23 protein-coding genes and 1 pseudogene are annotated in these 25,046 nt (G+C 72.2%); 11 read left to right on the top strand and 13 right to left on the bottom strand.

The window, feature by feature from the left end:
- Window positions 1-12 precede the first annotated feature (12 nt).
- The 3 genes and pseudogenes from EDD32_RS07450 to EDD32_RS07440 all read right to left on the bottom strand — a co-directional run.
- Window positions 13-723 (bottom strand): annotated as a pseudogene (locus EDD32_RS07450) (glycosyltransferase); the annotation flags it as partial.
- 99 nt (window positions 724-822) lie between these two features.
- Window positions 823-1,698, bottom strand: coding sequence for a DUF5926 family protein (locus EDD32_RS07445; protein ID WP_123916305.1), 876 nt, complete (start codon window positions 1,696-1,698; stop codon window positions 823-825).
- 146 nt (window positions 1,699-1,844) lie between these two features.
- On the bottom strand, window positions 1,845-2,198 hold the full coding sequence (locus tag EDD32_RS07440) for a rhodanese-like domain-containing protein (RefSeq protein ID WP_123916303.1): 354 nt from the start codon (window positions 2,196-2,198) through the stop codon (window positions 1,845-1,847).
- 237 nt (window positions 2,199-2,435) lie between these two features.
- On the opposite strand from EDD32_RS07440, the gene pgm reads away from it, so the two are divergent.
- From pgm to EDD32_RS07415, 5 genes are all read left to right on the top strand, one after another.
- Window positions 2,436-4,115 carry a phosphoglucomutase (alpha-D-glucose-1,6-bisphosphate-dependent) gene (gene pgm / locus EDD32_RS07435; RefSeq protein WP_123916301.1) on the top strand — a complete coding sequence of 560 codons (1,680 nt, stop codon included), beginning with the start codon at window positions 2,436-2,438 and terminating at the stop codon, window positions 4,113-4,115.
- 77 nt (window positions 4,116-4,192) lie between these two features.
- The gene (locus EDD32_RS07430) at window positions 4,193-5,428 is read left to right on the top strand and encodes an MFS transporter (RefSeq protein ID WP_246006032.1); all 1,236 of its coding nucleotides are present in this window, start codon (window positions 4,193-4,195) and stop codon (window positions 5,426-5,428) included.
- On the top strand, window positions 5,428-6,111 hold the full coding sequence (locus tag EDD32_RS07425; RefSeq protein WP_123916299.1) for an HAD hydrolase-like protein: 684 nt from the start codon (window positions 5,428-5,430) through the stop codon (window positions 6,109-6,111). Before EDD32_RS07430 ends, EDD32_RS07425 begins: the two co-directional genes overlap by 1 nt.
- Before the next feature lie 25 nt (window positions 6,112-6,136).
- Window positions 6,137-7,069 (top strand): sugar kinase, encoded by a 933-nt coding sequence (locus tag EDD32_RS07420; protein ID WP_211338766.1) that lies wholly within the window; start codon window positions 6,137-6,139, stop codon window positions 7,067-7,069.
- 50 nt (window positions 7,070-7,119) lie between these two features.
- The gene (locus EDD32_RS07415) at window positions 7,120-7,674 is read left to right on the top strand and encodes a bifunctional 4-hydroxy-2-oxoglutarate aldolase/2-dehydro-3-deoxy-phosphogluconate aldolase (RefSeq protein ID WP_123920312.1); all 555 of its coding nucleotides are present in this window, start codon (window positions 7,120-7,122) and stop codon (window positions 7,672-7,674) included.
- Between the two features lie 40 nt (window positions 7,675-7,714).
- On the opposite strand, the gene EDD32_RS07410 is transcribed toward EDD32_RS07415, so the two are convergent.
- The 6 genes from EDD32_RS07410 to EDD32_RS07385 all read right to left on the bottom strand — a co-directional run bounded on the left by EDD32_RS07410 (window position 7,715) and on the right by EDD32_RS07385 (window position 13,973).
- Window positions 7,715-8,593 (bottom strand): carbohydrate ABC transporter permease, encoded by an 879-nt coding sequence (locus EDD32_RS07410; RefSeq protein WP_123916297.1) that lies wholly within the window; start codon window positions 8,591-8,593, stop codon window positions 7,715-7,717.
- Complete coding sequence (locus EDD32_RS07405) at window positions 8,590-9,531, bottom strand: carbohydrate ABC transporter permease (RefSeq protein WP_211338765.1); 942 nt, start codon at window positions 9,529-9,531, stop codon at window positions 8,590-8,592. The genes EDD32_RS07410 and EDD32_RS07405 overlap by 4 nt, the downstream gene beginning before the upstream one ends.
- 11 nt (window positions 9,532-9,542) lie before the next feature.
- The gene (locus EDD32_RS07400) at window positions 9,543-10,844 is read right to left on the bottom strand and encodes an ABC transporter substrate-binding protein (protein ID WP_123916295.1); all 1,302 of its coding nucleotides are present in this window, start codon (window positions 10,842-10,844) and stop codon (window positions 9,543-9,545) included.
- 107 nt (window positions 10,845-10,951) lie between these two features.
- On the bottom strand, window positions 10,952-12,103 hold the full coding sequence (gene dgoD / locus EDD32_RS07395) for a galactonate dehydratase (RefSeq protein ID WP_123916293.1): 1,152 nt from the start codon (window positions 12,101-12,103) through the stop codon (window positions 10,952-10,954).
- Window positions 12,104-12,174: 71 nt separating this feature from the next.
- The gene (locus EDD32_RS07390; protein WP_123916291.1) at window positions 12,175-12,960 is read right to left on the bottom strand and encodes a FadR/GntR family transcriptional regulator; all 786 of its coding nucleotides are present in this window, start codon (window positions 12,958-12,960) and stop codon (window positions 12,175-12,177) included.
- 167 nt (window positions 12,961-13,127) lie between these two features.
- Entirely contained in the window at window positions 13,128-13,973 is an 846-nt protein-coding gene (locus EDD32_RS07385) for a sulfite exporter TauE/SafE family protein (protein WP_123916289.1), read from the bottom strand.
- 206 nt (window positions 13,974-14,179) lie between these two features.
- On the opposite strand from EDD32_RS07385, the gene EDD32_RS07380 reads away from it, so the two are divergent.
- From EDD32_RS07380 to EDD32_RS07370, 3 genes are read left to right on the top strand one after another with little or no spacing between them, the layout of a single operon-like run.
- Window positions 14,180-14,998 carry a transporter substrate-binding domain-containing protein gene (locus EDD32_RS07380; protein ID WP_123916288.1) on the top strand — a complete coding sequence of 273 codons (819 nt, stop codon included), beginning with the start codon at window positions 14,180-14,182 and terminating at the stop codon, window positions 14,996-14,998.
- 2 nt (window positions 14,999-15,000) lie between these two features.
- Window positions 15,001-15,792, top strand: a complete 792-nt coding sequence (locus tag EDD32_RS07375) for an amino acid ABC transporter permease (protein WP_123916286.1) — start codon at window positions 15,001-15,003, stop codon at window positions 15,790-15,792.
- The gene (locus tag EDD32_RS07370; protein WP_123916284.1) at window positions 15,789-16,535 is read left to right on the top strand and encodes an amino acid ABC transporter ATP-binding protein; all 747 of its coding nucleotides are present in this window, start codon (window positions 15,789-15,791) and stop codon (window positions 16,533-16,535) included. Before EDD32_RS07375 ends, EDD32_RS07370 begins: the two co-directional genes overlap by 4 nt.
- Before the next feature lie 10 nt (window positions 16,536-16,545).
- On the opposite strand, the gene EDD32_RS07365 is transcribed toward EDD32_RS07370, so the two are convergent.
- The 4 genes from EDD32_RS07365 to EDD32_RS07350 are packed head-to-tail and all read right to left on the bottom strand — an operon-like array spanning window position 16,546 to window position 21,657.
- Window positions 16,546-18,522 carry a glycogen debranching N-terminal domain-containing protein gene (locus EDD32_RS07365; RefSeq protein ID WP_123916282.1) on the bottom strand — a complete coding sequence of 659 codons (1,977 nt, stop codon included), beginning with the start codon at window positions 18,520-18,522 and terminating at the stop codon, window positions 16,546-16,548.
- Entirely contained in the window at window positions 18,519-19,835 is a 1,317-nt protein-coding gene (locus EDD32_RS07360; protein WP_123916280.1) for an MGH1-like glycoside hydrolase domain-containing protein, read from the bottom strand. The genes EDD32_RS07365 and EDD32_RS07360 overlap by 4 nt, the downstream gene beginning before the upstream one ends.
- Complete coding sequence (locus EDD32_RS07355) at window positions 19,832-20,626, bottom strand: sugar phosphate isomerase/epimerase family protein (RefSeq protein WP_123916278.1); 795 nt, start codon at window positions 20,624-20,626, stop codon at window positions 19,832-19,834. The genes EDD32_RS07360 and EDD32_RS07355 overlap by 4 nt, the downstream gene beginning before the upstream one ends.
- The gene (locus EDD32_RS07350) at window positions 20,626-21,657 is read right to left on the bottom strand and encodes a zinc-binding dehydrogenase (protein ID WP_123916276.1); all 1,032 of its coding nucleotides are present in this window, start codon (window positions 21,655-21,657) and stop codon (window positions 20,626-20,628) included. The genes EDD32_RS07355 and EDD32_RS07350 overlap by 1 nt, the downstream gene beginning before the upstream one ends.
- Before the next feature lie 139 nt (window positions 21,658-21,796).
- On the opposite strand from EDD32_RS07350, the gene EDD32_RS07345 reads away from it, so the two are divergent.
- From EDD32_RS07345 to EDD32_RS07335, 3 genes are read left to right on the top strand one after another with little or no spacing between them, the layout of a single operon-like run.
- On the top strand, window positions 21,797-23,218 hold the full coding sequence (locus EDD32_RS07345) for an ABC transporter substrate-binding protein (RefSeq protein WP_123916274.1): 1,422 nt from the start codon (window positions 21,797-21,799) through the stop codon (window positions 23,216-23,218).
- Window positions 23,218-24,162: a carbohydrate ABC transporter permease gene (locus tag EDD32_RS07340; RefSeq protein WP_123916272.1), complete on the top strand. Its 945-nt coding sequence runs from the start codon at window positions 23,218-23,220 to the stop codon at window positions 24,160-24,162. Before EDD32_RS07345 ends, EDD32_RS07340 begins: the two co-directional genes overlap by 1 nt.
- Window positions 24,159-25,025, top strand: coding sequence for a carbohydrate ABC transporter permease (locus tag EDD32_RS07335; RefSeq protein ID WP_123916270.1), 867 nt, complete (start codon window positions 24,159-24,161; stop codon window positions 25,023-25,025). Before EDD32_RS07340 ends, EDD32_RS07335 begins: the two co-directional genes overlap by 4 nt.
- Window positions 25,026-25,046: the final 21 nt, after the last annotated feature.

Here is a 25,046-nt window from a genome sequence, read left to right as displayed (position 1 = left end):
GGGCACCCGGACGCCGCGCAGCCGTCGGGCGTTGACCGCCAGGGCGACGTCGCGGTACTGCGCACCGCGGTGCAGCTGCCCGGCGAGGTCGTTGCTCGAGGCCCGGTGGCGAAGGTCGCAGGGGACCTCCTGCACGGTGAGCCCGGCGACGAGGAGGTCGATCGTCATGCCGGTCTCCACCCCCCAGCCGCGGGAGAGCGGGCTGGCCGCCTCGAACGCCTCACGCGTCATGCACCGCTGGCCCGAGAGCGGCTGCGCAGGGGTCCAGCCCGTGGCGCGGGCGATGGCGCGCCGCGCCAGACCGGTGACGATGCCGTGCCCGCCCGCACCGGCCTGGGGGGGCAGGACCGCGATGGTGCAGTCCGCCAGGCCGGCGAGGACCGGGGGGACCAGCGGGGCCGTGGCCACCGCGGTGTCGCCGAGGTCCGCGTCGATGAAGAGCAGCAGACGCGGCGGGGCGTCCTCGACGTCGCGCATCGCGGCCACCGAGGCACCGGTCTCCATCGCCGAGGCCTTGCCCCGGTTGACGGAGTGGCGCACCACGACGGCGCCGGCGGCTCGGGCCGCGTGCTGGGTGTCGTCCTCCGAGCCGTCGTCGACGACGAGGACCAGGTCGACGTGCGGGATCGCGCGGGCGGCGCGCACGGTCGCCGCGATGCGGTCCACCTCGTCCTTGGCGGGGATGATGACCGCAACACGCTGCGACCTGGCTGCCTGCCTCACCCGGCAAGCCTATCCACGAACTGCACCAATGGCGCATCTCGTCCATGCGCGCCCTTGACCACCTCATGACGACCGGCGTGACGCACGTCTCGAGGCGGGCTACCGCAGGGCGACCTGGCGCGACACGATGCCGGCGCGGGCGCGCCGCTCTTCGGCGGTGAGCGGCTCCGTGGATGCGAGCGCCTCGTCGAAGGTCGTCCCGAAGGCCGCCATCGGACCGGGGAGCTCGTCGGCCTCCGTGCCGGGCGCGAGCTCCCAGACGGGGATGAGGATCCCGCACGAGCGGAACGCGCCGACGAACTTCGCCCCGTCGGCGATGGCCGAGGCACGAGCGGCGTGCAGGCGGGCGAGCGCGTCGAGGACCCGCTCCTGATCCTCCGGCCGCGCCCAGCGGACGAACTCACGGCCCATGCGCACCCAGTAGGCGTGGTCCACGCCGTCGACCTTCGCGGTCGGGACGATCTCCTCGTTGGCGTGCTCGAGGGCGTGGCCGACCCCCTCCTCCTGCTTCCCCTCCTCGGTGAGCCAGTAGTCGAAGGTGTCGTGGACGGCGATCTCGAACGGCGCGTCGAGGTCGAGGACGTCCTGCAGCCGCGGACCCGGCTCGGGCAGCTCCGCCGTCGTCAGCGGGGTGCCGGGCTCGAGCTCGAGGGCGTCGAGGAGGGCGGCGGCGACGTCGCGGGAGGCGTCGCCGGTGTGCATGCGGGTCTGCAGCGCGACCAGCACCGCGCCGTCCTCGCGGTGCAGGGCCGGGAGCATGTCCGGCAGGAGGGTGACGAGCAGGACCTCGCGGGCGCCGTACTCCTCGGTGGTGCGCACCGGCATCGTGGCGGCGGGGATGACCTCGCGCATGGCGACGAGGTCCGGCTCGGCGGGGATGCCCTCGAACGGCCGCTCGACGTAGGGGACCTCCGCCCGCCTCACCTTCGGGGCCGACTCCACGGACTGGCGCTGCTTGCGGCTCTTCTTACCCATGGCGCCCAAGCGTAGAGGTCACCGGACCCGGCGCCGCCGCGCACCGCGAACGATCCCTCCGTCGCCGAGCGAGAGTGGTCCGCCGGGATCATTCGGCACCAGAGGGATCGTTCGGCAACAGAGGGATCAGCCGGTGCCGGGGCCCGTCACAGCACCTGGGGCGGCGCGCCCTTCTCGCTGACGACCGGCAGCCCCGCCTGCTCCCACTCCTTCATCCCGCCGTCGACGTTGTACGCGTCGAAGCCGGCCTGGTTGAGCCAGGCGACGGACCGGCCCGAGCGTCCGCCGGTACGGCACACCACGAGCAGGTCCCCCTCAGGGATGTCGTCGAGCCGTGTGGGCAGCTCGCCCATGGGGATGTGGACCGCGCCCGGGGCGTGCCCGGCGTCCCACTCCTCACGCTCGCGGACGTCGAGGAGCACGTAGCCCTCGGGGACGGGTTGCCCGGGGTCGAGGTCGCTGGCGCGCACCGCCTCGCCGGGGACGTCAGGAAGAGCCATGCCACCAGCCTACGAACCGGACGCGCCGGCGCATCCGCAGCCACCCGCAACCCCACGTGCCCCACAGCCCGCCATCCGCACGCGCCCGCCCCCGCGCATCCCCACGGCGCCACAAGCCCCCGCGCATCCGCGCGCGCCCCACCACCACCGCGCATCCCAAGGCCGCAGATGCACCGGGCGCGGGAGTCCGCGGCCGAGGGGCTGCCAGGACGGACCCGCGGTGGCAGGATCACCACCATGCACGAGCGCGCCGGAACCCCCGCCCTGCCCGAGGACCTCATCGACGTCGACGAGGTCGTCTCCGCCTACTACGACCGGGTGCCCGACGTCGCCGACCCCGCCCAGCAGGTGGCGTTCGGGACCTCCGGCCACCGGGGCTCGAGCCTGGACTCCGCCTTCAACGAGGCCCACATCGTCGCGACGACGGCGGCCATCGTCGAGTACCGGCGGGCCCAGGGCATCGATGGGCCGCTGTTCATCGGCCGGGACACCCACGCCCTCTCCGAGCCGGCGTGGCGCACGGCCCTGGAGGTCCTCGCCGCGGCGGGCGTCCACACCAGCGTCGACGCCCGCGACTCCTACACCCCCACCCCGGCGGTCTCCCACGCGATCCTGCGGGCCAACGGCGCCGGCACGAGCGGCGGCGTGCGCACCGAGGGGCCGGGCCGGGCCGACGGAATCGTCGTCACGCCGTCGCACAACCCCCCGCGCGACGGTGGGTTCAAGTACAACCCCCCGCACGGCGGCCCCGCCGACTCCGACGCCACCTCCGTCATCGCCGCCCGCGCGAACGAGATCCTGCGCACCGGCTGGGAGCAGGTGGAGCGGATGCCCTTCGAGCGGGCCGTCGCCTCCGAGCACGTCTCGCGCCACGACTACCTCACCGCCTACGTCGACGACCTCGTCAACGTCATCGACGTCGAGGCCATCCGCAAGGCCGGGGTCCGCATCGGCGCCGACCCGCTCGGCGGGGCGTCGGTGGAGTACTGGGCAGCCGTCGGCGAGCGGCACGGGCTCGACCTCACCGTGGTCAACCCCCGCGTCGACCCCCGCTGGTCGTTCATGACCCTGGACTGGGACGGCAAGATCCGCATGGACTGCTCCTCGCCGTACGCGATGGCGTCACTGCGGGAGAAGATGCGCGCTGACGGCGGCCCCGCGCCGTTCGACGTCGCCACGGGCAACGACGCCGACTCCGACCGGCACGGCATCGTCACCCCCGACGGCGGGCTCATGAACCCCAACCACTACCTCGCCGTCGCCATCGAGTACCTCTTCTCCCACCGGCCCGACTGGCCCGCCGGGGCGGCGATCGGCAAGACCCTGGTCTCCTCCGCCCTCATCGACCGGGTCGCCACCGGGCTCGGCCGGCGCCTCATCGAGGTGCCCGTCGGCTTCAAGTACTTCGTACCCGGCCTCATCGACGGGTCGGTCGGCTTCGGCGGCGAGGAGTCGGCCGGCGCCTCGTTCCTGCGCAAGGACGGCACCGTCTGGACGACCGACAAGGACGGCATCCTCCTCGCCCTCCTCGCCGCGGAGGTCATCGCGGTGACCGGCCGCAGCCCCAGCGAGCTGCACGCCGACCTCGTCGAGAGGTACGGGGCCAGCTCGTACGCCCGCATCGACGCCGCGGCCACCAAGGAGCAGAAGGCCAAGCTCGGCAGGCTCCAGCCGGCCGACGTCGCCGCCACCGAGCTCGCGGGAGAGCCGATCACCGACCGCCTCGTCGCCGCGCCGGGCAACGGCGCCGCCATCGGCGGGCTCAAGGTGACCACCGAGAACGCCTGGTTCGCGGCCCGGCCCTCCGGGACGGAGGACGTGTACAAGATCTACGCCGAGTCCTTCCGCGGCCCCGAGCACCTCGCCCTCGTGCAGGAGGAGGCGAAGAAGGTCGTCGACGCCGCCCTCGGCGGCTGACCTCCCGCCACGGGCCGGTGTCCGATCTCACCGGCCCGGGCAGCCGTGCGCCCGCACGAGGGTGGGAGAATCAGGCAGTGGCCGGCCCCTATCAGCAGATCCTCGCCCTCCCGGGGGCGCTGGCCTTCTCCTCGGCCGGTCTGCTCGCCCGCTTCCCTGTGGCGATGGTCGGGATCAGCATCGTCCTGATGATCTCGGGGCTCGGCGGCTCCTACGGTCTCGCGGGCTCGGTCTCGGCCACGTTCGTCGTCTCCGTGGCGATCGCGGCCCCGCAGCTCGCCCGGCTCGTGGACCGCCACGGCCAGGCCCGGATCATGCTCCCGGCCCTGGCCGTCAGCGCGACCGGGCTGCTCGCCCTCGTCCTCACCGCGGCACTGCGGGCGCCGTCGTGGACGCTCTTCGTCTCAGCCGCGGTGGCCGGGGCGACCGCCGGCTCGATGGGCGCCCTCGTGCGCGCCCGCTGGACGCAGGTGGTGCGCACCCCCAAGGAGCTCCACCGCGCGTACTCGCTCGAGTCCGCCCTCGACGAGCTGACGTTCGTGCTCGGCCCGGTCACCGCGACCACGCTGGCGACCGGGGTGACGCCGTGGGCGGGGGTGGCGACGGCGCTGGTGCTGCTGGTCCTCGGCGGCCTGGCGTTCCTCGGCCAGCGCTCCACCGAACCCCCGCCGGCCCCGGCGACGTCCACGCACGGCCCGAGCGTCATGCGTTCCACGGCGATGGTGGGACTGGTCGTCGTGTTCGTCTTCGTCGGCGGCATCTTCGGCGCCACCGACGTCACGGTGGTCGCCTTCACCGCCGAGCGCGGCCGACCCGGCGCCGCCGGCATCATGCTGGGGATCTTCGCCGCCGGCTCCATGGTCGCCGGCCTGCTCTACGGGGCGCGGGTGTGGACCGGGCCGGCCTGGCGCCGGTTCGTCAGCGGGGTCGTCGTCCTGGCCGCCGGCGCGGCGCTGTTCCTCGTGGTGACGAACGTCGTCGTCATGGCGGCGGTGATGTTCGTGAGCGGCTTCGCGATCTCCCCGACGATCATCAACGGCAACACGATGGTCCAGCACATCGTCCCGCGCCGGCGCCTCACCGAGGGCCTGACGTGGCTGAGCACCGCGATCAACGTGGGCGTCTCCGTGGGCGCCTCCACCGCCGGCGCGGTCATCGACGCGGCCGGCTCGCACGGCGGGTTCGTCGTCGTCGCCGGCAGCGGCGCCGTCGCGGTCGTCGCCGGCCTCGCGGCTGTGCCCGCGCTGCGCGCCCAAGACCGCGGCGACGAGGCCCACCTGCCCACCGACACCCCACCCGAGGAGAGCCCCTGATGGCCACCGACCGCACCGACACCCCGACCGCCGTCATCCTCGACCTGGACGGCACCATCACCGACTCCGCCCCCGTCATCACCCGCTCGCTCGCCGAGACCCTGGACGCCAACGGGTACGGCCACCACGAGCCGGCGACCCTCGTGCGGTTCGTCGGACCCCCGATCCGCGAGACGTTCCACGTGCTCACCGGTCTGCCGGAGGAGGAGACGACGCCCCTCGTGGACGACTACCGCGGCCGCTACGCCGCGCGGATGCTCGAGGCGAGCGTCTACCCCGGCATCGAGGACCTCCTGGAGCGCCTCCACGCCGCGGGAGTCCCGCTCGCCCTGGCGACGTCGAAGGTCCGCCTCCTCGCCCGCGAGATCCTCGCCGGGGCGGGGCTCGACCGGTACTTCACCGTCATCGAGGGCGCCTCGCCGGACGAGCGGGTCAGCTCCAAGGCGGACGTCGTCGCCGAGGCGCTCGCCGGGCTACGCCTCGCCGGGGCCGACCTGTCCGGAGTGGTCATGGTCGGTGACCGTCACCACGACGTCGACGGCGCCGCCCACCACGGCGTCGGGACGATCCTCGTGCGCTGGGGCTACGGCAAGCCCGAGGAGGCTGGCGGCGCCCGGGCGGTCGCCGCCGACGTCGACGAGCTCGCCCACCTGCTGGGCCTGTCGGCCGCCGACGCCCGCTAGTATCGGCGGGTCACGAGGGGGCGACGTGGACCGACAGGTGCTGTGCGTCGGCGAGACGATGGCTCTCGTCGTACCCGAGGACGGCCGCCCCCTGCGCAGCACCCGGAACGTGCTTCTCACGCACGCCGGGGCGGAGTCGAACGTGGCCCGGTACCTCGCCGACCTGGGCCTCCCGGTCGCCTGGGTCAGCGCCCTGGGCCAGGATGCGCTCGGTGACCGCATCGTCGACGACCTGGCCGGGGCCGGCGTGGACGTCCGTTGGGTCACACGGTCAACTGAGGCCCCGACCGGCGTGTTCTTCAAGGACCCGTCCGCGGCGGGCACGCGCGTCCTGTACTTCCGATCCGGATCCGCCGCGAGCCGCCTCGGGCCGGCCGACGTCGCGGGGTGGCCCGTCGCGACCGCCCGCTGGCTGCACCTGAGCGGCATCACCCCCGCCCTGTCGGTCGGTGCCGCCGCCATGACCCAGGAGCTCGTGCGCCGTGCCGGCGCGGCCGGCGTGCCGTGGTCTTTCGACGTCAACCACCGTCCGGCCCTGTGGTCGGGGCGGGACGCGGCTGCCGAGCTGGCCGACCTGGCGCGCCGCGCCACCGTCGTCCTCGTCGGTCTCGACGAGGCGGCGGGGTTGTGGGGCACCCAGACGGCCGAAGAGGTCGGCGCCCTGCTGGCCGGCCCCGACGTCGTCGTCGTCAAGGACGGCGCGCACGAGGCCGTGGAGCTGGACCGGCGCACCGGCCAGATCACCCGCGTCCCGGCCCGGCGGGTCCGGGTCACGGAGCCGGTCGGAGCCGGCGACGCCTTCGCCGCCGGCTACCTCGCAGGCCACCTGCGAGGCGAGGACGCACCCGGGCGGCTGACGCTCGCCCACTCGCTCGCGGCCTGGACGCTCGGCACCCCCTCGGACCACCGCCCCGGCCACGGGCCGGTGCCGCGCCCCGTCGATGAGGAGATCCTGTGACCGCGCACGCACCGAGCTGGTTCGACACCGCCTTCGAGGGGCAGCGGGTCATGGTCATCCTGCGCGGGCGGCCGCCGGCGCAGACGGTCGAGCTGTGCCATCGGGCGTGGGACCTCGGCATCACCCAGGTGGAGGTGCCCGTGCAGTCGCCCGACGCGGTCCCCAGCCTCGTCGCGGCGGTCGCCGCCGGGGCCGAACGCGGTCACGGCGTCGGCGCCGGAACCGTCACCACGCTGGACCAGCTCAACGAGGTCGCCGAGATCGGAGTGTCCTTCACCGTCGCGCCGGGCCTGGACGACGACGTGGTCCGCTGGAGCCAGGAGCACGGGCTGCCACACCTGCCCGGGGTGAGTACGCCGAGCGAGATCCAGCGGGCCGTGCGCCACGGCCTCGGCTGGGTCAAGGCCTTCCCGGCGAGCGTGCTCGGCACCGGGTGGTTCACGGCGATGCGCGGCCCCTTCCCGACGTTGCGCACCGTCGCCACCGGCGGTATGACGGTGGCGACGGTCGTCGAGTACCGGGACGCCGGCGCCCGGGTGGTCTCGTTGGGCTCCGCGCTGGACGACCCGGCGCAGGTCGAGGAGCTAGCCCGCCTGCTCGGCTGAGGGTGCGGTGGCGCCCGGTTCCCGGGCGCCACCCGACCGATCAGCCCTTGGTGGCGCCGGCGGTCAGGCCGGAGACGATGTACTTCTGCGTGAACAGCGCCATGATCATCACCGGCAGGGTGATGATCACCGAGGCCGCCATGAGACCGCCCCAGTCGATGCTCGAGTACGCGATGAAGTTGAAGATCGCGACCGGCAGGGTCCTCGTCGCCTCACCGGAGAGCACCAGCGCGAAGAGGAAGTTGTTCCACGAGAAGATGAACGCGAGGATCGACGCCGTCGCGATCCCGGGCACCGCCAGCGGCAGGGCGATGCGCGCGAACACGCCGATGTTCGTCAGCCCGTCCACTCGCCCGGCCTCTTCGAGCTCGGCCGGGATGCCCTCGAAGAACGAGAGCATGATCCAGGCGATGAGCGGCAGGGTGACGAACATGTGCGAGATGACCAGAGGCGTGTATCCCCCGACCAGTCCCATCCTGGAGAACACGAAGTACCAGGGCACCAGGAGCGAGACCCCGGGGATGATGCGTGCGACGAGCAGCATCCCGCTCGACCGGTTCATGTGGAACCGAGTCATCGCGTACGCCGCGGGCACGCCGACGACCAGGGCGATCCCCGTCGAGACGACGCCGACGACGAGCGAGTTCCAGATGAAGGGCAGGAAGTTCTCCCGCCCCAGGACGTTCTCGAAGTTCCGCAGGGTCGGCTCGAACGTGAACATCGCACCCGGGTCGGTGATGTCGAGGCTGGTCTTGAACGCCGAGATGAGCATCCACATGAGCGGGAACAGGAAGACCAGGCTCACCACCACGATGGCGATCCAGCGCCAGACCTCGGCACGGGTCTTCGCCCGCCGCCTGCTGCTCCGGATGACCTCGCGCGGTGCGCGGACGATCTGCTCCGCCGCCGTCGTCGTCATTGCTGGGAACCTACCTTCGAGATCCGGAAAAGCAGCCACGAGAACAGCACGATGATGAGGAAGAAGACGACCAGAACCGCGGAGGCCATGCCGTAGTCGTTGTACTCGAACGACAGCGAGTAGGCGAGGATGTTCAGCGTCTCGGCTTCGTGGAGCGAGCCGCCGCCACGCCCCTTGGTGGCGTAGAGCAGGTCGAACGTCTTCAGCGCGTCGATGCTGCGCAGCAGCACGGCTGCGACGATCGCCGGCAGGAGCATGGGAAGGGTGACGTGGATCAACCGCTGCCACGCGTTGGCCCCGTCGACGACCGCCGCCTCCTCCGGCTCCTCCGGGAGGGTGGAGAGCCCGGCGAGGAGGATGAGGGCGACCATGGGGGTCCATTGCCAGATGTCGACGAACATCAGGGTGGGCAGCGCCTGGCCCGGGTCGGAGATCCAGCCCAGGCCGGAGATGCCGAACCAGCCGAGGAACTCGTTGGCGAACCCGATGGTCGGCTCGAAGATGAGCAGCCACATCATCGCCACCGCCACCGGGGTGGCCACCAGGGGCATGAGGATGACGACGCGCACCGCTCCCTGCCCTCGGAAGGGCTTGCGCAGCAGGAGGGCGATACCAAGGCCGAGGACCAGCTCGACGAGCACGGCGCCGCCGGTGAACAGGAAGGTCCGGCCCACCGCCGGCCAGAACCGGGGGAAGTCGGTGAACATCTCGACGAAGTTGCCCGCTCCGATGAACGAGAAGTCCCGCTGGATGGAGCCGCGGGCGTCCGTCACCGAGAGCACCACCGTGTAGATCACGGGGAAGAGCACCATGACGGCGGTGAAGGCGAGCGCCGGGACGGTGAAGACCCACTTGATGTGGCGGTTCGCCCACGCGCTGAGGGGACCGGGGGGTCCCGCACCGCGAGTGCGGGACCCCTCTGTCGTCATCACTGACATGGATCAGACCATCACTGCTCGTCGTCCAGAAGCGCCTGGTACTCGCTCTGCGCCTGCTCCAGCGCGGAGTCGAGGTCCTGACCCTCGAGGACGGCGATGATCGGCGCGCCCACGATGTCGCGGGCCCGGCCCACCTCGACTACCACCGGGCGGTCGTGGTCGACCCCGGCCTCGGCGGAGGAGATGAGCACGTCGGCGAGCTGCTCGGGGAAGGCGGAGGTCCCCTCCGGGTCCTCCCAGACCGAGTTGCGCGCTCCGGCGACACCCTCGAGCTGGATCTCCTTGGTCATCTCCGGGCTCGTCGCCCACTCGATGAACGCCCACGCGTTCTCGACGTTCTCCGAGCCGTTGTTGATGCCCAGCCCCCACGAGGGGATCGAGTAGGGCTTCGAGCCGGCGTCACCGCCGGGCATCTGGGCGTACCCCACCATGTCCCCCACCCGCGACTGCTCGGGGTCGATCATGTTGTTGTAGAAGACGCTGGCGTCGGTGTAGAAGGCGGCCTGACCCTGCTGGAAGATCGCACTGGCCTCCTTCCAGCTCATGTTCGTCACACCGGGAGGGCCGAAGTCGCGCAGCAGACCGCCGTAGCTCTCGTAGGCGGCCTTCGCCTCGGGTGTGTCGATGGTGGCGGTGTCGCCGTCGTTCCAGTCCCCGCCCTCGCCGTAGAGGAAGCTGGAGAACTGGGTGACCGCGGCGGCACGCTGGCCACGGGCCACGAAGCCGTAGACATCCTCGTTCTCGTTCTGGATCGTCTCAGCGGCGGCGCGCAGCTCCTCGAACGTGGTGGGCACCTCAAGGCCGGCGGCATCGAGCAGGTCCGTGCGGTAGTACAGGATCTCCTGCTCCACGACGATCGGCACCGCGACGATGCCCTCCTCGGTCGTCACGGCGTTCTGGGCCTGGAAGTCGTCCCAGTTGAACTCCTCAGACGCGCCCTCGATCTGGTCGTCGAGGGGCAGCAGCCAGCCGTTGCTCGAGAAGAGCTTCGCCTCCTGCAGCGGCCGCAGCATCATGACGTCGACGTCGGTGGCACCGGCGTTGAGCTTGACGTTGTACTGGTCGGAGAGCTGGTCCTCGCCGAGCACCGTCACCTGGACGTCGATGCCCGTCTGCTCCTCGAAGTCGGGAATCTTCTCCTCGATGACGTTGGTCCAGGGGTGGTTCGAGAGCGTGACGAAGACCTCGCCACCACCGCCCGAGCTGTCTCCGCCTGCGGCGTCCCCGCTGCCGCTGTCTCCGCCACCGCATGCGCCGAGAACGAGGGTGCTCGTGAGCACCGCGGCGGTGACGATCTTCCGTGAAACCTTCATGTCAGTCCAGCTCCCTTGCTAGATCGCTTGCGCAACAAGTATGACCTTTGCCAAGGGTGACCTCGGCCACATCGGGTCACAAATCGGTCACAAATATGACCAATGCATCACCACTCGGCGAGGCTCCCGTCGGGTCGGTACCAGCCAGGGGTGCGCCACCGGTGCCCGACCTCGCCGGCTCGGCGGACGGCCGCCTCGTCGATCTCCACGCCGAGGCCCGGCCCGGTGGGGCGGTGGATGAATCCGTCGGTGAAGGAGAAGACGGAACGGTCGAGCACGTAGTCGAGCAGCTCGTTCGACCCGGCGTTGTAGTGGATACCGATGGACTGCTCCTGGATGAGGACGTTCGGGGCGGCGAAGTCGACCTGGAGCGAGGCAGCCAGCGCGAGCGGCCCGAGCGGGCAGTGCGGTGCGACGGCGGCGTCGAACGCTTCGGCCATAGCAGCGATCCGGCGCACCTCGGAGATGCCGCCGGCGTGGGCTAGGTCGGGCTGGAGCACCGCAACGCCGGCCTGGAGGGCGGGCAGGACGTCCCAACGCGAGTAGAGCCGCTCACCGGTCGCGATCGGTACGGACGTGCCACGCACGATCCGGTCGAGGGTCTGGTTCCCGTTCTCCGGAGCGACGGGCTCCTCGACGAAGAGGGGATGGAACGGTTCGAGCAGCGGCAGGAGTCGGCGGGCGTACGAGGCGGAGATGCGGCCGTGGAAGTCGAGCGCGAAGTCACCGTCGTCCCCGAGCGTCTCCCGGGCGGCGGCCGCACGGCCGAGGATGCCGGCCGTGTCCTCCCGCGTGCCCAGGTACCCCATCGCGCCACTGGCGTTCATCTTCACCGCGGTGAGGCCCGCGGCGAGCTGCGCCTCGATGGCCTCGGCCACACCCGCGGGGTCGTCGCCGCCGATCCATCCGTACACGCGCACCTTGTCGCGCACGGGCCCGCCCAGAAGGTCGTAGACCGGCACACCGAGGGCCTTGCCCTTGATGTCCCAGAGTGCCTGGTCGATACCGGCGACCGCAGAGCCGAACACCGGACCGCCGCGATAGAAACCACTCTTCGTCATCCGCTGCCACAGGTGCTCGATCTTGCCGGCGTCCTCGCCGAGCAGGATGTCCTCGAAGGCGTGCACGGCGGCCCGCACCGCCTCGCCGTGACCCTCGAGGCTGGCCTCACCCCACCCCACGACACCGTCGTCGGTCTCGATCCGCAGGAAGAGCCAGCGTGGCGGCACGAGGAAGCTCTCGATCGTTCGTATGCGCATCTCATCTCCATCGACGACACCACAGCGATCCATTGATACTACGTTTCGGCGACGGCAGCCGGCGACTCCCGTCAGGTAGAGCGGGGTCCGGCGTCGACGGGGCCGTCGGACGGGTCCGCCTGCACCGGTGGATCGGGGTGGCCGAGCCCGGAGGACTCGAGGAAACCCCAGACCTCGGCCACCACGGCACGTGCGAACCGCTCCGCGGCGTCGTGGTCGCCGTCGGCGACCGCCCGGGCGACCTCCTCGTGGTTGTGTGTGGCACCAGGGACCGGGACCGCGGGGCTCAGCCCGAGCCGGGTGCGGCCGGTCAACACCTCCACCACCACGTCCGTGAGGGCCGCGAGGAGCTCGTTGCCCGACGCGTGGAGCAGCAGCGTGTGGAACTCGATGTCGGCCTCGAGGTAGTCGGCAGAGTCCCCTCGACCGGCTGAACCGAGTGCGGCGAGGCGCTCAGCGAGCTCCGTGAGCCTGGACCGCGCCTGCGCGCTGGCCCGCCGGGCGGCCAGGCGCGCGGCGACCGGCTCCACGGCGATGCGCAGCTCGGTGAGGTCCCGGAGCGCCTCCTCCCGCGCGACACCCCCGAGGCGCCAGCCGATGACCTGCGGGTCGAGGACGCTCCAGTCCTCGCGCGGGCGGACCGTCAGGCCGACACGGCGCTGGGAGCGCACCATGCACAGCGACTCCAGCACCCGCACGGCCTCGCGCACCACGGTCCGGGAGACGGCGAACTCCTCCTCGAGGTCGGCGAGCGTGAGCACGGACCCGGGAGCGCGGACCCCGTCCACGAGCTCCTGGCCCAACCGGTCGAGCACCTGATCGAACAGCACTGTGGCCGGCCGGACGGATTCCGTCATGTTCTCTCCCTCGCGAAGACCTGACCGACCTCGTCGTCGGCCGTTCGGCCCCTGATCGACAATGGTATGACCTATCGACAGGATCGTTGGTACTGCTACGCCCGCCTCCGGGACGGCGTGTCCAGGACCCGAGGCGTCGAACCGACGCCGAGGCCAGGCGGGTCGGATCACAGAAGCAGATAGGCGGCCGAGCCGGCGGTGAGGAGCACGACCAGCCGGTCGAACAGGGTCTGGTTCATGTGCCGCACGAGCCTGCGGCCCAGCAGCGCGCCGACGACGACCGCCGGGGCGAGCACCGCGTCAAGCACCAGCGACTCGCCCGTGATGAGACCCAGGGAGATCGAGAAGGGCGTCTTGGCGAGGTTGACCGCGAAGAAGAACCACGCGGCGGTGCCCAGGAAGGTCCGCATCGGGAACCGCGAGGCGAGGAAGTACATCGACATCACCGGGCCGCCGGCGTTCGCGACCATCGTCGTGAAGCCGGCGAGCACCCCGTAGACGCCGGACCGCAGACCCCGCCCCGCACGCCCGGTCCGCGGTCCCGGACCGATCACGTCCGCCGGCCGGGGCTCGCTGCCGGTCCCAGGCTCGCCGCCGGCACGCGACCGGCCTGCGCCGTCGGTCCGTGCGGCGCCGCCGGGCCGGCCCTCCCGCGCGCGGCGCCACAGCGTCACCGCCAGCAGGAGCAGCAGGATGACGCCGATGACCCGCCGGACCACGCCGTCACCGGCGAGCTGGAGGAAGGCGGTCCCGGCGACGACCCCGAGCAGCACCGTCGGGACGAGCCGGCGCAGGGCCCCGAGGTCGGCATGGGCGCGGTAGGCGTACAGCGCGAAGAGGTCGCCGACCATGAGCAGCACGAGCAGCACGCCGGTGGACGCCTTCGCGGGCAGCACCGCGGCGAAGAGCGCCACGGAGATGGTCCCCGCGCCGGGCACCGCGGTCTTGGCGAGCCCGACGAGCAGGGCGCCGACGGCCAGGGCGGTCCAGGCGCCGGCGGAGATGGTGAGCACCGGCCCAGGATGTCATCGGCCGCGCGCGGGGACGACGCGGGCTCCTGCCGCCCACATTCCGAGCGCCCGCGCGGGGTCCGGGTGCGGCACGTAGTATGCGCTGCGCGTCGCGGCCCCCGCGCGGGACGGTCACGCCGAAACGTCCGAGCAACACCAGCGTGGTTCCATGGGCGCCAGCCCGAAGGATCGACCGGGAGGTATCCCCCATGTCCGCACGTCAGCTCCGCAACGGTCTCGCCGCCCTCGCCGCCGCGACCCTTCTCGCCGCCTGTGGCGGCGGCGAGGCGGACACGCCCGCCGCGGAGGGCGAGGCCAGCGGCTTCGACCTCGTCTCGGACGGCACCCTCACCGCCTGCTCGGACGTGCCCTACCCGCCCTTCGAGGTCGAGGACACCTCCGCCCCCAGCGGCTACAGCGGCTTCGACATCGACCTCCTGCAGGCCATCGCCGACGACCTGGGCCTCGAGCTCGCCGTCGAGGACGTCAGCTTCGACGCCCTGCAGTCCGGCACGGTCCTCGCCGCGGGGCAGTGCGACCTCGGTGCCTCGGCCATCACCATCACCGAGGAGCGGCAGGCGAACCTCGACTTCGCCGAGCCTTACTACGACTCCCTGCAGTCCCTCCTCGTCCCGGCGGACTCGGGCATCGAGTCGATCGAGGACCTCGAGGGGATGACGGTGGGCGTCCAGCAGGGCACCACGGGGAAGAGCTACACCGAGGAGAACGCCCCCGAGGGCACCGAGATCGTCGAGTACCCCTCCGACGGCGAGCTGTGGCCGGCGCTGCAGGCCGGCCAGATCGACGCGATCCTCCAGGACCTGCCCGTCAACGTCGTCCACACCCAGGACGACGAGGGCTTCGTCATCGTCGAGGAGTACGCCACCGACGAGAGCTACGGCTTCGCGCTGAGCAAGGACGGCAACCCCGAGCTCCTCGACGCGATCAACGAGTCCCTCGCCGGCCTCCGGGAGGACGGCACGTACCAGGAGATCTACGACTCCTACTTCGCCACCGACGCGTCCTAACCATGGCCATGCGCAGGACGACCCGCCGCCGCCTGACCCGCGGCGTCATGTACGCGGTGTTCCTCGCCGTGGTGGTGGCGGTCGTGCTCGCCACGGACTGGGCACGGGTCCAGAACCAGTTCCTGCGGGTGGACATCGCTCGGGAGCAGTTCCCGCAGATCATCACCATCGCGCTGAAGAACACCATCGTCTTCACGGTGGTCTCGTTCGTCGGCGGGGTGGTGCTCGGCGTCGTCATGGCGCTGATGAAGCTCTCCTCCGTCCCGCCGTACCGCTGGTTCGCGACGGCGTACATCGAGCTCTTCCGCGGCCTGCCCGCCCTGCTGACGATCTTCGCGATGGCGTACGTCATCCCCATCGCGCTCGGCGTGCAGGTCCCCGGCGGCCAGGTCGGCGCGGGCCTCGTCGGGCTCATCCTCGTGGCGTCGGCCTACATGGCCGAGGTGATCCGGGCGGGCATCGAGGCGGTCCCGAAGGGCCAGGCGGAGGCCGCACGGTCCCTCGGCATGTCGCCCGCCCGCACCATGCTCTCGGTGGTCCTACCCCAGGGCTTCCGGATCATCATCCCGCCGATGACCAACGAGTTCGTGCTCCTGCTCAAGGACACCTCCCTGCTGTTCATCGCCGGCTCGACCGTGTTCACCAAGGAGCTGACCACGTTCGCGCGCGACGGCCTCTCGGTGAACTCCAACGGCACCACCCTGGTGATGGCCGCGATGCTCTACCTGCTCATCACGATCCCGCTCACCCGGCTGGTCGCGGTGCTCGAGAGGAAGCTGGCGAAGACCCGATGAGCCCGACCACCGACGTCCCGGCCATCGAGATCCGGGACCTGCACAAGAGCTTCGGCGACCACGAGGTGCTCAAGGGCATCGACCTCACGATCGAGACCGGCGAGGTGGTCTGCGTCGTCGGGCCGTCCGGGTCGGGGAAGTCCACCCTGCTGCGCACGGTGAACCTCCTCGAGGAGCCCACCAGCGGGTCCATCCGCATCGAGGGGGTCGACCTCCTCGACCCCGAGGTCGACGTCGACGAGGTCCGCACCCGGATCGGGATGGTCTTCCAGCAGTTCAACCTCTTCCCCCACATGACGGTCCTGCGCAACCTCACCATCGCCCAGGAGAAGGTCCTGCGCCGCAGCCGGTCCGAGGCCGACCGCGTCGCCCGGGAGATGCTCGAGCGGGTCGGCCTGGCCGACCGCGCCGACGCCCACCCCGCCCACCTGTCCGGCGGGCAGCAGCAGCGGGTCGCCATCGCCCGGTCGCTGTCGATGAACCCCGACATGATGCTCTTCGACGAGCCCACCTCCGCGCTCGACCCGGAGCTCGTCGGCGAGGTCCTCGAGGTCATGCGCGGCCTGGCCCGCGAGGGCATGACGATGATGGTCGTCACGCACGAGATGGGCTTTGCCCGCGAGGTCGGCAGCCGCCTGATCTTCATGGACGACGGCGCCATCGTCGAGGAGGGTGACCCCACCGAGGTCCTGGCCAACCCCCGCCACGAGCGCACCCAGGCGTTCCTGTCCAAGGTCCTCTGAGGCTCGAGGCTCAGCCGGCCGGCGGGTGTCGCCCCAAGATCTGGGCGGCGACGACGCCGGCGGCCGCGGACCAGGCCTGCGGCACCCCGGCGCGGGCGTAGACCAGCGGTGCCGGGAAGTCAGCGGCGGTGTTGCCGCCGAACAGCTCCGGCAGGTGCCCGCCGACGTGCCGGGCGGCGTCGAGCGTGCCGCGCGCGAGCCGCCGCGCCTGGTCGTGGAGCCCGTACGCGGCGAGCCCGGCGGCGGCGAGCATCGTGTCGTGCGGCCACACGGACCCGCGGTGGTAGGACAGCGCCGAGAAGACCGCCTGACCGGCCTCGACCGTCCGGAGGCCCCAGCCGGTGAAGAAGCCCGGCCCGAGCAGCCGGTCGCCGACGACCCGCGCCTCGTCCGACGTGAGCATCCCGGACCACAGCAGATGACCGGCGTTCGAGGCCGGCGTTGTGACGGGGCGTCCCGTGCCGTCGAGCGCCAGGGCTGGGAAGTCCGACCCGGCGGGCCAGAACGCGGCCCGGAACCGCTCGCGCAGGGCGGCTGCCGCGGTCTCGAGGTCCTCGGCCCAGAACGCGTCCCCCCACACCGTCCGCGCCAGCCGGGCCGTGTCCGCCAGGGCCCGCCAGGTGTACCCCTGGACCTCGCACAGGGCGATCGCGCCGTCAGCCGGTGTCGCGTCCGGGTGGGCGATCGCACCCGAGGAGTCCTTCCAGCCCTGGTTCCGGAGGCCGCGCGGGTCGGGAACGTACCGGACGAAACCGGTCTCGTCCAGGCCGCCGGGCCCGCGCAGCCACGCCACGGCCGAGCGGGCGCTGCCCTCCAGGTGCCGGACGAGCCCCTCCTGCGCCGCGCCGAGGCGACCGAGCCCCATGAGGTACAGCGCCGTCGAGTCCACGCTGCCGTAGTAGCGCCCGTAGGGCACCTGCCCCAGGGTGGCGAGCTCGGAGATCCTCACCTCGTGAGGGATCTTTCCCGGTTGCTCGACGCGGGCGGGGTCCTCCTGGGACCCCTGGTGCAGGGCGAGCGCCTCGACGACGGCGGGGAGCATCGCGGGCCGCTCGGCCTGGACCATCATGGCGGTGAGGAGGGAGTCGCGGGCGAAGAGGGTGAGGAACCACGGCACTCCGGCGGCGGGGATGAGCAGGTGGGCGGCGCCCGGGGCGGGCATGAGGAGGCAGTCGAGGTCCGCCAGGCTGGTCCGGCGCAGCCACTCGATGTCCGTCGTCGCGTCCCGCTCACCCGGAGCGGCCGCGGGGCCGTGCGCCGGCTCCGGCGGCCCGTCCCCCCGGTCCGCCCGGTGCTTGTGCGCCGCACCGGCGGGGCCGTCGGCCGGGTCCCCGGCGTCGACGTCCACCTGCAGCGTCGCCGTGCCCCCGGCCGGCAGCTCGACGACCCAGGTGAGCCTGGCCCCCACCACCTGGGCCCCGTCGGAGGTCAGGTCGACGGCGACCGCACCGCCAGGGCCGGCCTCCGCACGGATCAGCACGAGCCTGGCGAACGCCCGGCCCGCGCGCGAACGCGCGAAGGTGAGCTCCGCGCTGCCGTCGACGGTGGCGGCTCCGGCCCGGGCTCCCTCGTGGTCGTAGGTGCGCCCGTCCGAACGCAGCTCGAACGGGTCCGCGAAGTCCGTCCGGGCGTCGAGGACCACGACCGCGCGCGTCTCCCCCTCCGCCCTCACCGTCAGCACCTCGCCCAGCCCGCCGGCCCGGGCGGTCTGCTCGCGCACAAGCAGGAACCCGGGCGGGACGTTACGCAGCGTGCGGGGCACGAGGGCGACCGTGCGCCGGTCGGGCGTGCGGACGGTGCCCGCCAGGTCCAGTGGCTCGCCGTCGGCCCGGAGGACCCATCGGGAGAGGCACCTGGTGTCGGCGACGTAGAGCCCCTCCAGGGGCACCGGGGCTGCCGGGGCTGCGCCCGTCTCCTCCCCGACCGAGCCGTCCGGGCCGCCGAGCAGCATCGTCCCGGCCCGGACGAGGACCTCGCTTCCGCTCACCGGTCCGCCCTCGCGCCGGCGCCGCCACCCGCCGCGAGGTCGAGGGTGAGGGCGGCCGTCCAGCTGAAGTGGCGGGTGCCGTGCGGCTCGCCGTCCACGGGATCGACGTACTCGGGGAACCCGCCCCGCACCGCGAGGTCGACGAACGGCCCGGTGAGGTGCGCGGCGAGCGCCGTCTCGCCGTGCCGACGGAGGCCGTCGATCACCAGCCAGGTCATGTTGAACCAGGCGGGACCCCGCCAGTAGAGGGCGCGGTCGGCGTCCGGGGCCCGCAGGTCGTAGCTCGGCACGAGGACCGCGCCCGCGCCGAGGAACCCCGGCCCGCGCAGGGTCTCCACCAGGGTCCGGGCGCGGGGCAGGTCGGGCAGCACCAGCGGGACGAGCCCGTTGACCGTGGCCCGTCGCGCGGGGCGGTCGGCGACGACGTCGTGGGCGACGTACAGCCCCAGCTCCTCGTCCCAGAGCCGTTCGAGCGAGCCGCCGATCTCACCGGCCCGGTCCAGGTGCGGCCGCGGGTCTGCGCGCAGCTCCCCGGCCATCTCCGCGAGCGCCAGCTCGGACCGGGCCCACAGGGCGTTGAACGCCGGGTCCTCCAGGACGAACGGGTGCCCCTGGTCCCGATCGTCGCAGCGGTGGTCGCGGTACCGCTCCGCCAGCCAGTAGTAGCGCGCGTACTCCTTGGCACCGGGCCGTTCCCCGGGCCCGGCGTGCGCCAGGTCCGGGCGCCGGATCGCCGTCCGCGGGGTGTCCGGCACACGAGCCAGCGCCTCGTCCCACAGCGGCGAGTTGTCCGTCCCGGACTCCCACGGGTGGACGACGGCGGCCAGCCCGGCCCCGCCACGGTCGCGGCGTGTCCTGAGGTACTCGTGCCAGGCGACCAGCCGGGGGTAGGCCCCCGCGAGGAAGCCTCGGGCGCGGGAGAGCTCCGGGGCCGCCCGGTGCACGAGCAGCGCGGCCCAGGCGTGCACGGGCGGCTGCACGAACCCGGCGGTCGCCGCCGCCGGGGAGCCGGGGAGGTCGCGCGAGCGCCAGAACTGCGCACCGGGCGAGTAGTCGTCGTCGCGCGCGAGGTCGTAGACGATCTGCGGCACGCGGCCGTCGGCCCACTGCGCCGCGAGGAGCGTCTCCAGCTCGGTCATCGCCCGGTCCGGCGCGACGTGGCGCAGCCCGACGGCGATGAAGGCCGAGTCCCAGCTCCACTGGTGCGGGTACAGCCCGGCGGCGGGCACCGTGTGGGTGCCCGTCCAGCTCCCCGACAGCTGGCGTGCGGCCAGCGCCGCGGCGCCGCCGGGTCCCGGCGCCGCGCCGCTCACCACAGCTCCCGCACCAGCGCCGCCGCGCGGGGCAGCACCTCGGCGGCGGCACCGCTGAGCCGGGACTCCACGGCCAGGTCCCCCGCGTACCCGTCCGCCCGCAGCACCGCCAGCAGGGGGGCGAGGTCGAGGTGTCCCGCCCCGGGCTCGAGCCGGTTGCTGTCCGAGAGCTGCACATGACCGAGGTAGGGAGCGGCACGGTGGAGCGCGTCGACCATGTCCGTCTCCTCGATGTTCATGTGGTACGTGTCGGCGGTCAGCCGCAGGGCGCGCGAGCCGACGGCGTCGACGACGGCCACGCCCTGGTCGAGGCGGTTGACCATGTGGTCCTCGTACCGGTTGAGCGGCTCCAGCAGCAGGGTCGTCCCGACCCGCTCGGCGTGGGCGGCGACCCGGCCGAGCGTGTCCACCAGCACGGCCCGGTCCTCCTCGGGGGTTCGTGGCGGGACGAACGGAGGCAGCCGGGTGGAGAACATGCCCCAGGAGGCCGGCGTCGTCACCCCCGTCCCGCCGAGCTCGGCCATGACGTCGAGCTGGGAGCACAGCTGGACGACGGCGTCCTCACGCCGGCCGGCGTCGAAGTCACCGACGAAGTGGTCCATCTCCACGCACACGGTCGGCATGACGACCCCGGCGTCCCGAGCCCGGCGCAGCTCCGGCAGCCGGGCCGCGAGGGCGTGGTCGCCCTTCCCGCGCAGCTCGATGCCGGTGAAGCCCCACCCGCTCGCCACGGCCCACTTCTCCGCCATGCCCGTCCCCGGCAGGTGCTGCTCCTGCACGCACAACCGCATCACGTCTCCAGCACCACCTGCAGCACCTGGTCCCCGCCGGTGTCCAGCAGCTCGTAGGCCTCCTGGGCACGCGCGAGGGGGAACCGGTGGGTGACCAGCGGGAGGACGTCGACCCGGCCGGAGACCACGGCCTCCATGGCCGCACGGTGGAGCCGGGCCGGGTCCCAGCGGGCCGCGAGCCGCTGCGGCACGGAACCGATCTGGGAGGCGAGCAGCTGAACACGGTTGTGATGGAACTCCTCCCCCAGCCGCAGCCCTGCCACCTCGCCCTGGTAGAAACCGGCGGCGACGACCCGTCCGTCGGGCCCGACCGCACGAACCGCCTCGGCGAGTCCGGGGTGCGTGCCGGACAGCTCGATGGCGGCGTCGGCCCCGCCGGGCCCGGTCAGGTCGCGCAACCGGCGGGCGAGGTCCGGCGTCGGGTGGAGAACCTCGGCCGCGCCGTAGGCCCGCGCGTGCTCCAACCGGGCGTCGATGCCGTCCACCGCGATCACCCGGGCACCGGACAGCACCGCGAACCGCGTGGCCAGCAGCCCGATGACGCCCTGCCCGACCACCACCACCGTCGAGCCGACCCCGGCGTCCGCGGCGAGCACCGCGTTGAGGCCGATCGCCGCGACCCGGGCGAAGCAGCCCACGACGGGGTCCGTGCCCGCCGGCAGCCGACGCCCCCGCAGGCTGGAGGCCGGCAGGACCGCCTCGGCGCGGTGCCCCCAGATCCCCCACACCACGTCACCCGGTGTCAGGTCGTCCGCCTCGCCGGGCGCCTCGACGACACGCCCCACCTCGGAGTATCCCCAACCCTGAACCGGGTACGCCGGCGCCTGCGCCCCGTGGTCGAAGAGCCGCAGGTGAGGGTCCCACGTCGCGGTGAGGTACGGGTTGGTCCCCCGGAACGCGGTCAGCTCGGTGCCGGCCGAGATGCCCGAGGCGATCGTGGCGACGCGCACCTCCCCCGGTGCCGGCGCGGGCGACGCCAGGTCGACCAGGTCGACGTGGTAGGGGGCGGCGAACCGGAGGACGTCAGGCACCTCGCACCTCTCCGTGCGACTCGACAGCCGGTTCCGGGAGGGAGGCCGACCGACTTGAGCATAACACTTCGACATCTTTAGATTGCCATCTTTTCATAAGTGGGTACGATCATGCGCAACCGCTCAGAGAGGAGCAGCCATGTCGCCATACCGGCGGCGCGGGGCCGTGCCCGTGGCCCTGATCGCCTCAGCAGCACTGGTTCTCACCGCATGTTCCGGAGGTGGTGACGGCGACGACCGCGCCACCGACGACGGCGGTGGCGGCGCCGGTGAGGGCCTGACCGTGTGGTCCCTGGAGAACCTTCCCGACCGCATGCAGGTCACGCAGGGCATCGTCGACGCCTTCACCGAGGAGACCGGCATCGAGGTCGAGCTCGTCGGCATCGACGAGGGCCAGGCGCCCCAGCTCGTCCAGTCCGGCGCCATCGGCGGCGAGCTGCCCGACGTCATGGGTGCCCTCTCCCTTGCGTACGTGCGTCAGTTCGACGACCAGGAGCTCATCGACGTCGACGCGAACGCCGCCGTCGTGGAGGCGCTCGGGGCGGACACCTGGGAGGAGTCGGCCCTCGAGCTCACCCGGGACGGCGACCGCCAGCTCTCCGTTCCCTCCGACGCCTGGACGCAGATCCTCGTCTACCGGACGGACCTCTTCGAGGCCGAGGGGCTGGAGCCCCCGGACACGTACGAGTCCCTCGAGGCCGCGGCCGAGGCGTTGACCAAGGACGGGATGTTCGGCATCACCCTCGCCACCGACCCGGCCGACGTCTTCACCTCCCAGACCTTCGAGTCGCTCGCCCTGGGCAACAACTGCCAGCTCGTCGACGACGGCGGCAACGCCACGCTCGACTCCCCGGAGTGCCTGGCCACGTGGGAGCTCTACCAGGCGCTCGCACAGGACTACTCCCCCAGCGGCACCCAGACCGTCGACTCGACCCGCGCCACGTACTTCGCCGGCCAGGCGGCCATGACGATGTGGTCGACGTTCCTGCTCGACGAGCTCGCGGGTCTGCGCAACGACGCCCTGCCCGCGTGCCCGGAGTGCGCGGACGACCCGGGCTTCCTCGCCGAGAACACCGGCATCGTCAGCTCGGTCGCCGGTCCCGACGGCGAGGGCGCCTCCTACGGCGAGGTCACCTCGTGGACGGTCATGGACGGCGCCGCCACCGAGGAGGCGCAGCAGTTCATCGAGTACATGCTCTCGACGGGCTACCTCGACTGGCTCGACATGGCCCCCGAGGGCAAGTTCCCGGTCCGGGTGGGCAACGAGGAGGACCCGACCGCCTACACCGACGGCTGGGCTGAGCTCGAGGCCGGGGTGGACACCTTCGCGCCGCTGAGCGAGATCTACGACGAGGCCACCATGGAGCAGATCACCTCCGTGGCCGAGCGGGTCGACCGGTGGGCGATCCCGCAGGGCCAGGGCGCCATCCTCGGCCCGACGATCACCGAGCTGCCGATCTCCCAGGCGGTCGCCGAGATGGGCGCCGGTTCCCTGGACGCCGCCGGTGCCGCCGAGCGGGCGCAGGCCGCCGTGGAAGAGATCGCCGCCGGGGTCGGCTGATGGTCGCCACCACCGCGGCACCGCCGGGGACGCGTCCGACGCGTCCCCGGCGGTCGGTCGCCACGCGGCGCGACACCCGCGACGCGTGGATCCTCGTCTCGCCGGCGACGGTCATCATCATCGCCGTCATCCTCGTGCCGGTGCTGTGGAACGCGATCCTCGCCTTCCAGGACCTGGGCTTCCGGGACCTGGCCGACGGAAGGCTCTTCGGCACCTTCACCCTGGAGAACTTCACCGACACGCTCACCTCGGCCGGGTTCTGGAGGTCCCTGTGGACGACGGTCGTCTACTCCGTCTCCACCACGGCCGGGTCGATCGCCGTCGGGCTGATCGCCGCACTCGCCTTCCGCAACTCCTTCCGGGGCCGCGGGGCGCTCCGGTCGTTCATGCTCCTGCCCTACGTCGCGCCGGTCGTCGCCGTGACGTTCGTGTGGGAGGTCATGCTCAACCCGCAGTACGGGATCATCAACCACTACGGCACCCGGTTCCTCGGCTGGGACCAGCCGATCGACTTCCTCGGCCGGGCGCCGTTCGCGTTCCTCACCGTGGTCGGGTTCGAGATCTGGCGGTACTTCCCCTTCGCCTTCATGTTCCTCACCGCGCGCCTCTCCGCGCTGCCGCGCGAGATCGAGGAGGCGGCGCTGGTCGACGGCGTCACGCCGTCGCAGAACTTCCGCCACATCGTGCTGCCCCAGCTCATGCCGACCATCGCGCTGCTGTCGGTCCTCCGTCTGATCATGACCTTCAACAAGTTCGACGACGTCTTCCTCCTCACCGGCGGCACCGCCGGCACCGAGGTCTCCGCCGTGCGCGTCTACAACCAGCTCATCGGCAGCTTCGACGTCGGCGGCGCCGCAGCCACGGCCCTGGTCCTGGCCGTGATCATGGCTGTGTTCCTGGTCTTCTACATGCGCATCGTCGCCCGGCGGGAGGAGCTGACATGAGCCGGCTGTCGGTGGAGCGGCGCACCTTCGGTGTCCTGCGCTGGGTGACGATCGTCGTCCTGACGCTGGCCTCCGTCTTCCCGTTCTACTACATGGCCATGATGAGCTTCGTGCCGATCGAGCAGCTGCTGCTCCACCCCGGCCGGGTCTTCGTCCCCGTCGAAGAGCTCACCACCCAGACCTACTCCTCCGTCCTGGCACCGACGAGCGAGGGCGGCCAGGGCTTCGCCCGGTTCATGCGCAACTCGGCGTTCGTCTCGTTCGTGACGACGCTGCTCACGCTGGTCGTCGTCGTGCCGGCGGCCTACGCGGTCTCCCGGATGACCTTCAGGGGGCGCAACCAGGTCAACTCGACGTACTTCGCGGTCTACCTCTTCCCCGCGATCATCCTGGCGATCCCGCTCTTCGTCGGCCTGTCGGCGCTGGGGATCCGCCAGTCCCACGTCGGCCTGGTGCTGGTGTACGTCGCGCTGACCATCCCGGTGTCCATCCACATGCTCCGCAACTACTTCAACACGATCCCCGTGACGATCGAGGAGGCGGCGCGGGTCGACGGGGCGAACCGGTTCCAGATCATGTGGCTGATCACCCTGCCGCTCGCCCGCCCGACGATCATGTCGACCGCGCTGTACATCTTCATGATCGCGTGGAACGAGTTCCTGTTCGCGCTGCTGTTCCTCACCGCCGAGCCGCCGCTGTGGACGGTCTCGCTCGGCCTGTCCCAGCTCGCCAGCGGCATCGAGGTGCCCAAGACGATCCTCATGGCCGGCTCCGTCCTCCTGACCGTGCCGATCATCATCCTGTACTCCATCGCGGAGCGTGCCCTGACCGAGGGCCTCACCAGTGGCGCAGACAAGGGCTAGGCCTCCCGGGCGGACGTCGGA

Origin of the sequence: Georgenia muralis (assembly GCF_003814705.1) — a bacterium.
GTDB classification, from domain to species: domain Bacteria; phylum Actinomycetota; class Actinomycetes; order Actinomycetales; family Actinomycetaceae; genus Georgenia; species Georgenia muralis.
Note: the sequence above shows the minus strand (reverse complement) of the source record. Positions and strands in the feature narration are given on the sequence as shown.